Raw genomic sequence first — 12891 nt, forward strand, 5'->3', positions numbered from 1 at the left:
CATTTACGGATACTATCCTAACAAAGTGAAAAAAGATTGTGAATGGACGATTTCGAAAATGACATGGATTTTTGCCGATTTCATCAAAAAAAAACTGCTTCTTTTTTATGAAGAAACAGTTTTTATATATAGTTAGCTTCCTCCATTTTTTCCTTTCGGTATGCTGAAGGTGACAAGCCCGTACATTTTTTAAAAACTCGGCTGAAATAAAAACAATCTACATATCCGACACATTCAGCTACTTCTGCTACAGGAATCACATCATACTCGAGCAATTCCTTTGCACGTCGTATACGATATTCTGTTATATATGTGCTCGGATTCATGCCTGTATGCTGCTCAAACAAATAAGCAAAGCGGCGACGCTCAATACCAAATTCCTTAGAAATATTTGATACGGAAAGTTGCTCCGCATAATTTTCATGTATATACTGTAATGCCTGTTCCATTAACTCACTGGCACTATCTAGAACCTTCATTTTTGCCGCTAAAAGAATATTCTCCAGCAAATTCATAAATAAAGTCTTAGACTTAAATATAGCCATATTCCCCGGAAAGGAATAGCTTTCTATCAATTGCTGAACATGACTAATAATTTGCGTATTAAACCCTGTATTAATTAAAAAATGTTGCTCTGAAAGTGGAAAAAGAGCTACTTCCTCTGTTGGTAGACTGTAGTGAACGACTGCATACTCCCAACCCTTGTGGCCCGTCGCTTTCACTTCGATTGGCATTTGAGGCCCTGCGTGGACAATCATTCCAGGCTCCATCACATAAGGAGTTCCATTAAAGCTAAAGATTGCACTACCTGCAAGGGGAACAACTAATCCACACTTTTCTGGTGCTGTTGTTCTGCCTCTATCAACTTCACCAGGTTCCATTTTTTTAGTAAACACATCTGTAAATTTTACAGAAGCATGTGCAAAATAATCAATTAAATATTTGATATCCATAGGCAAACTCCTATACCTGTATAGCTTTCTGAAGCTGTGAAAAATGATGTACATCGTGATTGATTAATCCTACAAAATAGTCCACAATTGTCAGCTCCGACTGCCCAATTGTAAACGATTGCTGCCATTGCTCATCTGTCAATTGTTGTATGGCCTGAAGTAATCGACTCCTCGTGGAAAATAAAATCTGTCAATGTTGCAAGCATAGGCTGTTCACGACTTTTTTTAGCCGCCATCTTATTCAACTGTGCTGCATCAGGTCCTGTTGGTAAAGGTTCCTCTGTAAAAAGAAAAGGAAGTCGATGATTCAAGACAAATTCATCCCATGACGGAAGATGTCCGATGACCTCAGCAACTGACCATTTTTCAGGTTCGATCGCCATACGCCATTGATTCTCCGATAGTCTCCTCAAATCATTTATCCAGTCAATTGATCTTTCATCATTTTTGATGATATAGATTTTATCTCGTTGCAATGGACTCCCCTCCTTTTTTTACTGAAGATTAATTTCTAATTTTGGCCAACTTACATGCCATTTCTTTTGAAGAATTCTTTGGCGATAAATTGTATAATAATCCTTACTTTCGAGGAAAAATGGTGTCGGCTCTACAATGCCAGCTCCTAAATGCCTAATGCCATATGGTGCAGCAATTTCTAGTGAATCATCTATTAATTTTATCCCAATTGCCGTTGGGATTTCAGGAAAATGAGCGATTCCATCGACAGCAGATTGATACGGCTTACTACCATTTAGCACATGCATTCTTGCCTGATTTTTCACAGACCACGGCTCATTTGGAGATATCTTTCTAAGTTTCTGTTCATACTGTTTTTCTATGTCTTCTGCTAAATTGATTTTATCAAAATATATCACATCAATATCAGCAATTGGTGTTCTTTCTTCTTTTTCATGAAGATAATCCCATACCATGGAACGAATGACCCCAGCACATACCCACCAATCGGGGAGTTGCAATGTATTGATTGTTGATAAAATATTCATCATCCAATCATCTGCTACTATTAAATTTCTTAGTTCTTCCTCCGTTTGTAGTAATCTCACTTCATTAGCCTCCAATTTATATACCACAGTTATATAAGGGCTGTTCAGCTCACATGTGTCTTCACCTTTGGAAGCTGTACAGGTGCATTTATTGGCTCCCAGTTAGGTTTCCTAGCACTGCCAAATATTCCGTTAAAAGTAGCTAAAATACTACTAACACTCATTATTTCATTGTTGTTTGTCCAAGTCGCATTGAAAATAATTTAATAGGCACCACTCAAATGTTCATGAATTAACTTCCATTCATCGTTCACCCAAGTAAAAATATTTGTTGCTCTACCACTACCTGATACAAATTTTTCGTTATGATAACCTTCATAGTGATATGTATAAAGACAGGTAGCCGTCTTTTCATCAATTGTTAACCATTTTACATTACTAGCCGAGTAAACCTCTTCTTTAATGACATGCCATGCATGCTTGAAGTATGCCTCAATCTCTTCTATAGTTGTGCATGTTTTATCAGAAAACCAATAAACCGCTTGTGGATGCAAAATTGCCTTTACTTCTTTAAAATCATGTGTATTTGTTGCTTGTATATAACGTTCTAATGCCTGTTGATGTGTCATTATTTCTCCCCTTTTTTAACAATATTATCCTAAAATTTCATGATTGTCGTGTGATTTTTTGCTCTAACAGCCTATAATGAAGATAAAACTCTAAAGGCGAAGAATTGAGGAGGAAGCTGATGTTAGCAACTATTGAAAAACAATCTAATCGTCATGTCGTAAAGTACAAACGACCGTTACCACATTCAGTAAACGCCGTTTGGAAAGTGATTACTACCAATGAAAAATTGCAAAAATGGATGAGTAATCTTGAAATCATTGATCTACGTAAGAATGGTAAAATGCGTTTTAATATGAACGATGGAACAAATACCTATGAGGAAATAGCTATAACAGATTATATAGAGAAAAAGGTACTCGAATTTGATTGGGGAACAGATTCAGTGAGATTTGAATTGTCTTCTACAGACAATGGCTCATTATTGCTTTTTGCAGAGACTTTGCACGAGCTAACGCAGCACACTTCAAGGGATTTAGCAGGGTGGCATATATGTCTTGATCTGTTAACAGATTTGTTGGATGGCATTGAACATCATAGCTTTCCAATGGAGGAGTGGCAACAACGATTCAACGAATACAAAGAACTGCTGGATAGCTATAAAAAATCCTAGAGTAACCATTACTCTAGGATCACTATTATGGATAAAAGGCAGTGGCTATTTCCAATGCTTTTAAAGGATCTTTGATCGAATCGAGTGTGTAGACAAGCTTTTCATCCTGCCACACGATTAAATTGCCTGATTGATAAACATCCAGCTGAGCCATGCCATATTGCTTAGGAATAGGCAGCATATGACTCTCTAAATATTCTACTGCCTGCTTAGCAAGTTTTACTCCTGCTTCAGGATTATCAGTTCGTGTATGCGAGGCAATGGACCATCGTCCCTCATTCCAACCAGTCCATAATGAGCCAGCACCCGCATCTTGATAACCTTTTATATTATACCCAAGGTCAATTTCTTGCCCACCATTTTGACTAAAGTTATCAAATGCAATCTGTGTGCTTGCCCCTTCTGCGCTTTTATATTGTTTGACCAACAACCTTCCAATGACAGTCGCTGAATTTTTTAATCGTATATCATTAATTGGCATATTCTCTTTGCTTTCATAAAAGATAATTTCAACTAGGTCATCATCAGTCCTTGTTGTAGCTGTTAAAAAGCTTCCTTTAGCAATGGGTAAAGCGGTTGGCATTTTTATTGGTACATTCACATGTATTTGCTCCTTTATTTGTTGAAGAGCCTCAGTCTGTGTCATCGATGTATCAGTATTAGATTGTCTTACAGATGTATCGTTCTTATTGTCATGTGCTTGATGATTAGTAGCTTGATCAGCACAAGCACCTGCTATAGTCATACTTAACAACAAAAAGAGAAATATTATTTTTTTCATCGCTTAAACCTCCATTTACCAGTTTACCTATAATCCATATTTTTCCCTGGCAACAGTTTATTTAAACGCTTAGCTATTTAAGCTCATTGATTTGCTTCGTCAGCTCGTTAAACTTTTGGTCAAGCATTGGATAATCCTTATCCTTAGCTGTCAAAAAGCTCAGTTTACCTAATATCTCTTGTCGTTCTGTTTCAAGCTTTAAACGAAATGCGACTGTGTCGTCTACTTGCTTCGGAGCATCTTTTCTCCATTTTTTCTTGATGTGCTGATTGTCAATCTCCCAAACGCTATTCGTTACTTTTTCTAGAAAGTATCGATCATGGGAGACGACAAGTAATGTCCCATTATATTGCGCAAGTGTTCGCTCTAACTGTTCACGCGAAGGTAGGTCAAGATGATTCGTTGGTTCATCTAAAAGAAGAACGTTTTTGTCCTCTAAAATATAAGCCATCAGTTTACACTTGACACGCTCGCCCATGCTCATCTTGCCTATAGCAGATGTCCAATGTGTTGGTGTAAATCCTAGATTCTTCATCAGATTGCGGACTTTCCCACGCTCTTCAAATGTTTCTTGATAAAAATATTGCTCTGGTGTCTGATCTAGTGGTAAATCAAATACTTCCTGTGTTAAATAACCTATGGTTGCTGCAGGGGATAGCCACACCTCTCCCTCAGCTTCTAGCTTCCCTAAAAGAACTTTTAAAAAGCTTGTTTTTCCGCTACCATTCTTTCCTGTAATAGCAATTTTATCTCCAAATTGAGCAGTGATGCTGACATCTTTCAATAACGTACGATCACCAAAAGATAAAGATAAATGCTTGCTCTCCAATAATCGCTTGCCAACACGTTGATTCGTGTTTAAAGAAAAACGAATGTCTGCTTCAGGCTCCACCGCTTCCACCCTTGCCTTCGCAAGCTCTGCCTCTAATCGCCTCTTCTTAGATTTCACTTGTGCGTCTAGCCGCTTTGCCTTCACACGATGATACTCCTTAAAGCCTTCTAGTTTTGTTGACTGTGCATGACCCTTTTGTGACCAAGATGTGAGTTCCTGCATTTGGGCCTCAATCCGATCAATGTTTTTTTGCTGTTTCTCGTAGGCACGTTGCTGCGTCAATCTTCGGTGCTCTCTTTCAGCCATATAGCTTGTATAATTGCCATAATGTTCAATTAAGCTCTGTTCCTCAATAGACCAAATTTTTGTGGCAACCCTATCTAAAAAATAACGGTCATGTGAGACCACAATAATCGTTCCCTTATTGTTTTGTACTTGTTTTATAAGAAAAGCGGTACTTTGCTCATCTAAATGATTCGTCGGTTCATCAAGCAATAGAATTTGAGCATTCTGAGCAAAACCTTCTGCAAGACGCATTTTAAGTTTCTCTCCACCGCTTAAAGCTGCAAATGATCTATTGGGTACCTGCCATTTTGCCAGCAAATCAGCCTCTCTTGCAGATATTGCTGGTTTGTCAAAATGAGCTAGCTCCTGTTCAACGATTGTGATTTTTACAGCTGATAACCCTTGTATTACTCCCGCAGTTGGCAATAATGCACCTTGAATCAACTGTAACAATGTCGATTTCCCAGCACCATTTCTTCCAATAATGCCGATAACCTCACCTTGTTTTACGGTGCCTGTCACATGTTCAAATAGTAAAGTATCCTTTATTTCATAACGTACATCCTGTAATTTTAAAAGTTCCTTCATACTATCCACCCTCTCCAGTTGGAGGGACAAAAAAATCCCTCCAATTATTTTGGAAGGATTAGTCGCTACAATATCATGCACAAATAAGCTATTGTAATAGCTATATTTATCACTCCAAAAGCAAGTTTTGGAGTAGCTAAATATTAGCAACTATGGGCCAATATTTAGCTATTATTATGGAAAATGGGCAGACTAATCCTATTTTTGTTTTTCGTGAAATATAAATTTCATGTGCAAAAAATAAGATTAGTTATTCATTAGCCACCCATCTTCCCTTCATTTTTAGTTACCGTCATTGTAACACCTTTTATTAAAAAATAAAAATCTCTACTCTAGAGTAGGTTTATCTAAAACATTCATAGGAGCGAATTTGATTTCTTGAAATGGTACGGAAATACCAGCCATATCTGCGGCTCCAGCGGAAACCCGCAATGATTTCCCTTCCTATAGCAGTTGGGAAAAACCAAAAACTCCGACCAGTGTTCATCCAAATATACGTATTTCTAAACAAACAAGAACGTATACCACTTGATCCTACTCGCCATGCAGGAATCGGTGGCGAAAAACCTGGTGGTGTGCTCATGGGCATTTGTCCTACCGGAGGAGGTCCGAAATGAGTTGGCCCAAATGACGTTGTTTCAAAATCATCATAATCTCCCCAGCCAGGTCTTCTAAAATTATCTTCTCTAAATGGATTATTGTACACACAAACCCTCCTTTTACATTACTCAATATATGTAAAAGGGCGATTAACCGTTGAGCCATTGCCCATCTATCGAAGGTAATCCGTTACCTATTAATGTATAATGAAAGGGATATTTTTCTAAAAGGAGTCCTTATGAGAAAATTACTGTTACTCTTACTAGCCATTCTTATCGCAGGAAGTATGTGGTTGCTACTTGCTCAAAATCCAGTATCTTCTTCCACTAGTATCCAAGCAAAAATTGCTGACGTGAAAGATTACAAATACTACTTAGATAAAGGCAATGCTGCCATTGGTAAGGACATGACGAAGCTTGATCTAGTGATTGTAGAACCTATTGAAATGCAGCAGAAGTATATTGACAGTGCCCAAAAAAGCGGTACTTTAGTGTATGGCTATATTAATGCAATGGAGGCAGATAAATGGAACAAAGCCCTCTACCATCAATTAAACGAAGAAGACTTTTATCGAAATAAACAAGGTGAAAAAGTGTATTTTGCTGAATGGGATTCCTATTTAATGGATATGACTTCGAGTCATTATCAAGAACTTTTACTAACGGAAATCCAGAAGCAAATTGTACAGAAAGGCTTAGACGGTGTGTTTTTAGATACGGTTGGTAATATTAATTCTTATTTACCCCAAGACGAGCAAACATGGCAAAATGAAGCCATGTTATCATTTCTCCAACAAATTAAAAAACACAATCCTGATCTATCTGTTGCTCAGAATTGGGGGTTTCAAACACTAGCTGATTATACAGCACCCTATGTCGACTTTATTATGTGGGAAGACTTTTCTTACCCAGTGGTAGGAAAAGACGAATGGTCACTCGATATGATGCAAAAACTCGTCCATATACGAGATGAATTTGGTACACAGGTTATGGCAATTAGTTTTGAAGATGAAACAAAAAGTCGTGTATTAGCTGAGAAGTTTGATTTTAAATTCTTTTATAGCCCTGCTGGTTCATACTATAACACCTGGCAGTGATGATATCCCCCCTCTAAAACACTACTGTTTTTGTGGGGGTATTTTGTTTAAGTGCTCACCTCATGGGTAGACTAAAAGAAATTCAGCTTGAGGTGATATGATTGGGTATGACAAAGATGTACGAGGAACAAAATCATAAACACGAAAACCGCTTTCAATATAAACAACGTAATACGTGGACAGGCATATTATTCGGCCTTGGGGTTGTGGCATTTATAGATGAGGTCATTTTCCATCAATTATTACATTGGCATCATTTTTATGATAAATCTACAGCTGCTATTGGGTTAGTGTCAGATGGTTTATTTCATGCATTCGGCTTTTTCGCGACGATTGGTTCTGCTTTTTTATTGGCTGACCTACATAGAAAGCATGGATTTTGGCTAAAAAGATGGCTTGGTGGTATTTTTCTAGGAGCTGGCATATTTCAATTATACGACGGGATTATTCAACATAAATTCATGAAACTGCATCAAATTCGTTATCATGTTGATATTCTCCCATATGATGTGGTTTGGAACATATTAGCGGCTCTATTAATTGTTATTGGTGTGGTCTTGTTACTCCAAACCAACCAAAAGGGACATTAGGAGGTTGCCCGTTTTGCATTCTGCTCATGCTCAAAGCTTTCCCATTATAGTACAGCTACTAATAGCTTTGCCATTTTTTATAGCCATTATTTTTTATATCGTAGCTGTCATTGTTTCGAATCAACATAAAAAACAATGGCCGCATTTTCGTACTATCTGTTGGCTTGTGGGAAATGTAAGTGCCATCGTGACACTAATCGGTCCATTGGCTTCTCTTAGTCATGTCCACTTCGCAGCACATATGATAGGGCATCTATTGCTTGGCATGCTTGCCCCCCTACTTATGGCATTAGCAGCTCCCATGGCACTCCTTTTAAGGACATTATCAGTGAATACGGCTCGTACTCTTTCTCGTACAATGAGGAATCCTTATGTTCGTTTTATTTCTCACCCAATTAATGCGTCTATTTTAAATGTAGGTGGCTTATGGTTACTCTATACGACATCACTTTTCAATCTTATGCATGAACATATACTTCTATATATTTTCATTCACCTTCACATTTTTCTAGCAGGCTATGTGTTTACCATTGCCTTTATTTATATTGATCCTACACCCCATCCATACCCTTATGTCTTTCGATCACTTATATTAGTAGTAGCACTAGCAGCTCATTCTATATTGGCAAAATATATTTATGCAAATCCTCCTCAGCATGTCCCTGTCACACAGGCAGAGCTAGGTGCCAAGATCATGTACTATGGTGGCGATGCAATTGAAATCATCCTTGTTTATATCCTTTTTTATCAATGGTTTAAAAGCACAAGAAATGCTATTCACACAAAGACAACCATCTCATCACGCTAATTCTACCTCTGACTTAAGAGGATAAATAGGATTGAATAATCCGCCAGTCCTCTAGCTTTTCAGCAAAAGATTTTATATTTTTTCCTGGGATCGGACTGGTTGATGGCATTTTTTTATAAGCTCGTTCTTCTAAAAGCTCTAGACCTATATGCTTTTTAAAAACCTCAAATGCTTTCGCTCCATTAAAGAGTACTAACTGGATATTAGGATATTCTTCAAATAAGGTTTGAAAATCATTTGGTTTTTCATTGCGAATTGCTGCGTCTAAGCTTCCTTCACGCTCACAAGTTTCAACCGTGTCCCAAAGACCGATTGCATTGTGTTTTAACAATGCGATTCTCTTTACATAATCGTCAGGAACCTCCGTCTCTAACAGCTCACTCATAATGGGCCAAAAGTGATTGCGTGGATTGCCATAATACTGTTGCTTTTCTAATGATTGCTTTCCTGGCATTGAGCCTACAATGAGCACCTTTGTTGCTGAATCTACGACTGGTAATAATACATTTTTTATTTCACTGGACACAACAATCACTCCTTTCCTCTATTGTAGCGGAAAATCTGAACCAGCAAGTATATCTTTGCTTGACGTAAATAGGAGATGTCGGGATGAATGCTTCTTACTATACGACTGAACAATTTTATAGCCTATACAGTAGCCTATCCAAGGTGGCAGCTCACCACCGTATAAAAACGGCCTATGTTTTTCTACTCCTTCAACCTGTAAATTCTGCAAAAAATGACTTTTCCATAAAACTAAAAGCTCTGTAGCTGAATATTTTTTTAACCATGGTGCAAGCCACTTTTCTCCGTATAAGTCTTTCACTGCACTCTCTGCTAAGCCCTCTAAAATAAGAGCATCCAACAAAGTCATCTCATCGAGGGGTTTTTTTAAATTGTGTAAACGGCAAACATGATTATATTCATGTGCGAACAATGCTTGCAGTTCCTGTGTCTCTACTTCTCCGATAAATAAAAAAAGAGCCTGAGGATAAGCCACACCGTTTTTATTGGTCATCGTTTGCTGTTGGGTAATTGGGAAAATATAAATCGGTATAGTCGGGCCATTCCATTTTTTTTGCAAGTATATAAATTCTTGCTGTACGCAATCCCACACATTATGCTGCTTTAATTGCTCTACATCGACTGTCTCATCTGGTAGAAAAAGTCCCTGTTGCTGTAAAGAATAGTGTATTTCTTCTGACAAGCCATCTTGAAATAATTCGACTAAATGATCACAAAGAATGGAGCATTGCAAACTATGTAACTCATCTTTTTTTGTGGATTTTCTGGCATAAACAAATTCATCTAACCACTTATCTGTTGGCACAACTGCCATGTCATCACCTCTTCTCAGCATATGTCGTGAATAGACAATCGGCTAGTGATAAATGCTTCGGATCGCATATATTAGCTTGTAATGACATCGAAAGGAGGGATAATATTGAATCCAGCTGATGCTTATAATCTTTGCTGTAAATATCATGGCAAACGCGTTCGAATCTCGGATTCATCTGGTAGGGTACATGTTGGGGAAATCACTAAGGTAGACAGAAGACAGGTATGGATTCTACCTGATAGAAGACATAGTGGTTATGGTTTAGGTTTTTGGGGATTTGGAGGATTTGGTGGGGAAGGTTTTGGCTATGGAATTGCTTTAGGAACAATCTTAGGGATTGCACTAGCTCCAATCATATTCTTCTAACTCAAACTTTTAATATATGTGAAAAATAAGCCATTTCAAACCTTGTTGAGATGGCTCATTTTTCATTATTGAACTTGCTCCTGTTGCTGTTGTTTACTTTCAATCATCTCGGATATTGTGACAAATGTGTAGCCCTGTTTTTTTAATGCAGGGAGGATTTCTTCTAATGCCTTAATGGTTTGTGTACGATTCCCACCACCATCATGAAATAAAATGACATCTCCAGGCCTCGTTCCCTTCATCACCTTTTGCACAATTTTCTTTACACCAGGCTCTTTCCAATCTTGCGTATCCTGATGCCAAGACCACATCACAACCTTGTAGCCATCCTTTACAGCAGCATTAATCATAGCATCCGTATAATTTCCACCTACAGGACGGAATAAAACTGGGGAAAAACCAGTAATACTATAAATCGTGTCATTTGTCTTTTGAAGCTCCTCTTGCAATTTTTTGATGGAAACTTTAAACGGATGTGTATACGTATGATTGGCTAATTCATGGCCTTCTGTATAAGAACGTAAAACAAGCTCTGGATATTTTTCTGCATTCTTTCCAATAATAAAAAAGGTTGCTTTGGCATCATATTTTGCTAATAAATCAAGCACTGCCGCAGTGTACTTGGGATGTGGGCCATCATCAAAGGTGAGGGCGACAATTTTATCCTCTGTGTTGATATCCCATACCACTTCTCCTGTTTCCTCATAATAAGGGCGACCCTTATCAGCATAGCCTTTCTCTCCTAAAAATCCCGAGATGATTAAAAAGCAAACTGTAAAAACCAATACATGTATACGTGTCATAGCATCACCTCCCAAGTCCGAATTCACAGAACTCCGTCAACTTACTATTTACGAATTGCAATGAAATATACTTGTGAAGGATTGTCTGTTTTCTCCTTTTAATTATTTCATAACAATTTTGAACGATATGTGAAAAACAAGGGTTAGTGCTTTATTTATTTCTTTATTGATGTAAAATAAAATCACAACTGATATATAACAATTTTATAAAAAAATAATGTTATGTAACACAATGGAAGGTATGACATATATGTGGGTTATTACAGTATTTGAAGAAAACACTTATCGAATGTTTGAATATCGTTCTAAAAGTGAGGCAACAACTGCATTACATAAATTTAAACAAACTGCTCTGCTTTCTTATACAAGGTAAAGAGATACAAGGAATCTATTCATCAGGAGTAGATTCCCTTTTTAATTGCCTCCATTAACTTCATCCATCATCTCATTCGTTTTCAGCATTATTCATCTGATGACTTTTTTCAAGGAAATGTTGAACACCTTGCTAGTCATCACCATATGTATATAGAGAAAAGGAGTGATTTCGATGGTGACAATTGAACCTATTATGATTAAAGGGCATTTCTTCACTGCAGTAGTTGTTCAATTACCTAAAACAACGCTACTGACCATTTCTAATACGACAGGCTACATTATGTGTGGAGCTTTAGATGTTGGCCTATTAAATAGTCGCTTAGTTGATCGAAAAATCGTTGCTGGTCGTGCAGTAGGTGTTAAAACAATTGATGAGCTATTAACAGCCCCATTAGAATCGGTAACGTATGAAGCAGAACAACTTGGCATTACTGAAGGAATGACTGGCGTAGAGGCACTTTTAAAAATGATCTAATTGGCTATAAAAAAGCGTCAACTAGACGCTTTTCTTTTTTGTTTGCCAACCGATAGTTGAATAAGCAAATATCCCCTTCCACATACTGTGGGACAAAGGGAGTTGTTGTTATGAATAATGGTCAACATTTTAAGATACATCTAACCTTACTTGCTATCGTCTTAATTGTATTTACCTGGTCAGTCATTAAACCATCCTCCTATTTAGATTGGCTGGCTGAGGTTAGCCCAGGAGTTGTGGCAATAATAGTCGTAGTTTGTATCTATCATAAATTTCGCTTCACCACATTTTCTTATATCATCATTGCCCTATTGTCGATCCTTACTTTTATAGGTGGACATTATACCTATTCAGAGGTTCCTCTTTTTAATTGGCTAAAAGAAGAATTTCATTTCCAACGCAATCACTATGATCGTTTCGGTCATTTTTTAAAAGGTTTATTAGCCATCGTGATAAGGGAAATATTACTTCGAAAGACGCAGCTTACTAAAGGAGCTTGGCTAACAGGTATTACAATTAGTATTTTGCTCGCAATTGCTGCTTTTTATGAAATCATCGAATGGTTAAGTACAAGAATCTCGAAGGGCAGTAAAGGGACGAAAGATTTTTTAGGCATGCAGGGAGATCGCTGGGATGCACAATGGGACATGTTTTTAGCCTTGTTGGGAACTATTTTAACTTTACTTTTCTTCACAAAGCTTCATGATAAATATTTAAAAAGACTAAACAAGGAATAAATTTCTTTGCATAGCATTA

The 12891-nt window shown here is 37.4% G+C and carries 18 protein-coding genes; 8 read left to right on the top strand and 10 right to left on the bottom strand.

What is annotated here, in order from left to right; genetic code table 11:
• Positions 1–122: 122 nt before the first annotated feature.
• The 4 genes from NST76_RS20535 to NST76_RS20550 form a co-directional block, all read right to left on the bottom strand.
• Positions 123–953 (bottom strand): AraC family transcriptional regulator, encoded by an 831-nt coding sequence (locus NST76_RS20535; RefSeq protein WP_036128644.1) that lies wholly within the window; start codon positions 951–953, stop codon positions 123–125.
• A gap of 131 nt (positions 954–1084) precedes the next feature.
• The gene (locus NST76_RS20540) at positions 1085–1429 is read right to left on the bottom strand and encodes a DinB family protein (RefSeq protein WP_271911273.1); all 345 of its coding nucleotides are present in this window, start codon (positions 1427–1429) and stop codon (positions 1085–1087) included.
• A gap of 18 nt (positions 1430–1447) precedes the next feature.
• On the bottom strand, positions 1448–2017 hold the full coding sequence (locus NST76_RS20545; RefSeq protein ID WP_342544406.1) for a nucleotidyltransferase family protein: 570 nt from the start codon (positions 2015–2017) through the stop codon (positions 1448–1450).
• A gap of 203 nt (positions 2018–2220) precedes the next feature.
• Entirely contained in the window at positions 2221–2586 is a 366-nt protein-coding gene (locus NST76_RS20550) for a nuclear transport factor 2 family protein (protein ID WP_036128648.1), read from the bottom strand.
• 119 nt (positions 2587–2705) lie between these two features.
• Between NST76_RS20550 and NST76_RS20555 the strand changes: the two genes are divergently transcribed.
• Complete coding sequence (locus NST76_RS20555) at positions 2706–3197, top strand: SRPBCC family protein (protein ID WP_340809585.1); 492 nt, start codon at positions 2706–2708, stop codon at positions 3195–3197.
• Between the two features lie 25 nt (positions 3198–3222).
• Here NST76_RS20555 and NST76_RS20560 read toward each other — a convergent pair whose 3' ends face one another.
• The 3 genes from NST76_RS20560 to NST76_RS20570 form a co-directional block, all read right to left on the bottom strand.
• On the bottom strand, positions 3223–3978 hold the full coding sequence (locus tag NST76_RS20560; RefSeq protein WP_058843885.1) for a hypothetical protein: 756 nt from the start codon (positions 3976–3978) through the stop codon (positions 3223–3225).
• Positions 3979–4051: 73 nt separating this feature from the next.
• Positions 4052–5683 carry an ABC-F type ribosomal protection protein gene (abc-f, locus tag NST76_RS20565; RefSeq protein WP_342544407.1) on the bottom strand — a complete coding sequence of 544 codons (1632 nt, stop codon included), beginning with the start codon at positions 5681–5683 and terminating at the stop codon, positions 4052–4054.
• 343 nt (positions 5684–6026) lie between these two features.
• Complete coding sequence (locus tag NST76_RS20570; protein WP_330493687.1) at positions 6027–6389, bottom strand: hypothetical protein; 363 nt, start codon at positions 6387–6389, stop codon at positions 6027–6029.
• A 132-nt stretch (positions 6390–6521) separates the two neighbouring features.
• Here NST76_RS20570 and NST76_RS20575 point away from each other — a divergent pair, with 132 nt between their 5' ends.
• The 3 genes from NST76_RS20575 (at position 6522) to NST76_RS20585 (ending at position 8777) form a co-directional block, all read left to right on the top strand.
• The gene (locus NST76_RS20575; protein ID WP_342544409.1) at positions 6522–7379 is read left to right on the top strand and encodes an endo alpha-1,4 polygalactosaminidase; all 858 of its coding nucleotides are present in this window, start codon (positions 6522–6524) and stop codon (positions 7377–7379) included.
• A gap of 116 nt (positions 7380–7495) precedes the next feature.
• On the top strand, positions 7496–7969 hold the full coding sequence (locus NST76_RS20580; RefSeq protein ID WP_342535786.1) for a DUF2243 domain-containing protein: 474 nt from the start codon (positions 7496–7498) through the stop codon (positions 7967–7969).
• Between the two features lie 13 nt (positions 7970–7982).
• Positions 7983–8777, top strand: coding sequence for a cytochrome c oxidase assembly protein (locus NST76_RS20585; RefSeq protein WP_036128662.1), 795 nt, complete (start codon positions 7983–7985; stop codon positions 8775–8777).
• A 13-nt stretch (positions 8778–8790) separates the two neighbouring features.
• Here NST76_RS20585 and NST76_RS20590 read toward each other — a convergent pair whose 3' ends face one another.
• Entirely contained in the window at positions 8791–9303 is a 513-nt protein-coding gene (locus NST76_RS20590; RefSeq protein ID WP_089933710.1) for a DNA-deoxyinosine glycosylase, read from the bottom strand.
• 18 nt (positions 9304–9321) lie between these two features.
• Positions 9322–10116, bottom strand: coding sequence for a DUF2268 domain-containing putative Zn-dependent protease (locus NST76_RS20595; RefSeq protein ID WP_342535154.1), 795 nt, complete (start codon positions 10114–10116; stop codon positions 9322–9324).
• A 105-nt stretch (positions 10117–10221) separates the two neighbouring features.
• On the opposite strand from NST76_RS20595, the gene NST76_RS20600 reads away from it, so the two are divergent.
• Entirely contained in the window at positions 10222–10482 is a 261-nt protein-coding gene (locus tag NST76_RS20600; protein ID WP_036128668.1) for a hypothetical protein, read from the top strand.
• Between the two features lie 65 nt (positions 10483–10547).
• Here NST76_RS20600 and NST76_RS20605 read toward each other — a convergent pair whose 3' ends face one another.
• A complete protein-coding gene (locus tag NST76_RS20605; protein WP_036128670.1) occupies positions 10548–11285 on the bottom strand; it encodes a polysaccharide deacetylase family protein in 738 nt (245 codons plus the stop codon).
• A 241-nt stretch (positions 11286–11526) separates the two neighbouring features.
• Between NST76_RS20605 and NST76_RS20610 the strand changes: the two genes are divergently transcribed.
• The 3 genes from NST76_RS20610 (at position 11527) to NST76_RS20620 (ending at position 12872) form a co-directional block, all read left to right on the top strand.
• A complete protein-coding gene (locus tag NST76_RS20610; RefSeq protein ID WP_280139374.1) occupies positions 11527–11658 on the top strand; it encodes a hypothetical protein in 132 nt (43 codons plus the stop codon).
• Between the two features lie 174 nt (positions 11659–11832).
• The gene (locus NST76_RS20615) at positions 11833–12135 is read left to right on the top strand and encodes a DUF1805 domain-containing protein (RefSeq protein WP_036128672.1); all 303 of its coding nucleotides are present in this window, start codon (positions 11833–11835) and stop codon (positions 12133–12135) included.
• A 110-nt stretch (positions 12136–12245) separates the two neighbouring features.
• The gene (locus NST76_RS20620) at positions 12246–12872 is read left to right on the top strand and encodes a DUF2238 domain-containing protein (RefSeq protein WP_342535156.1); all 627 of its coding nucleotides are present in this window, start codon (positions 12246–12248) and stop codon (positions 12870–12872) included.
• Positions 12873–12891 lie beyond the last annotated feature (19 nt).

Source organism: Lysinibacillus sp. FSL W7-1291, from assembly GCF_038593415.1.
Taxonomy (GTDB): Bacteria; Bacillota; Bacilli; order Bacillales_A; family Planococcaceae; genus Lysinibacillus; species Lysinibacillus fusiformis_D.

What these genes read in the sequence shown, in the direction of transcription:
- NST76_RS20555 (WP_340809585.1), top strand. Translation starts at nt 2,706, where the DNA reads ATGTTAGCAACTATTGAAAAACAATCTAATCGTCATGTCGTAAAGTAC.
- NST76_RS20605 (WP_036128670.1), bottom strand. Translation starts at nt 11,285, where the DNA reads ATGACACGTATACATGTATTGGTTTTTACAGTTTGCTTTTTAATCATC.
- NST76_RS20620 (WP_342535156.1), top strand. Translation starts at nt 12,246, where the DNA reads ATGAATAATGGTCAACATTTTAAGATACATCTAACCTTACTTGCTATC.
- NST76_RS20595 (WP_342535154.1), bottom strand. Translation starts at nt 10,116, where the DNA reads ATGGCAGTTGTGCCAACAGATAAGTGGTTAGATGAATTTGTTTATGCC.
- abc-f (WP_342544407.1), bottom strand. Translation starts at nt 5,683, where the DNA reads ATGAAGGAACTTTTAAAATTACAGGATGTACGTTATGAAATAAAGGAT.
- NST76_RS20580 (WP_342535786.1), top strand. Translation starts at nt 7,496, where the DNA reads ATGTACGAGGAACAAAATCATAAACACGAAAACCGCTTTCAATATAAA.
- NST76_RS20610 (WP_280139374.1), top strand. Translation starts at nt 11,527, where the DNA reads ATGACATATATGTGGGTTATTACAGTATTTGAAGAAAACACTTATCGA.
- NST76_RS20575 (WP_342544409.1), top strand. Translation starts at nt 6,522, where the DNA reads ATGAGAAAATTACTGTTACTCTTACTAGCCATTCTTATCGCAGGAAGT.
- NST76_RS20535 (WP_036128644.1), bottom strand. Translation starts at nt 953, where the DNA reads ATGGATATCAAATATTTAATTGATTATTTTGCACATGCTTCTGTAAAA.
- NST76_RS20550 (WP_036128648.1), bottom strand. Translation starts at nt 2,586, where the DNA reads ATGACACATCAACAGGCATTAGAACGTTATATACAAGCAACAAATACA.
- NST76_RS20615 (WP_036128672.1), top strand. Translation starts at nt 11,833, where the DNA reads ATGGTGACAATTGAACCTATTATGATTAAAGGGCATTTCTTCACTGCA.
- NST76_RS20560 (WP_058843885.1), bottom strand. Translation starts at nt 3,978, where the DNA reads ATGAAAAAAATAATATTTCTCTTTTTGTTGTTAAGTATGACTATAGCA.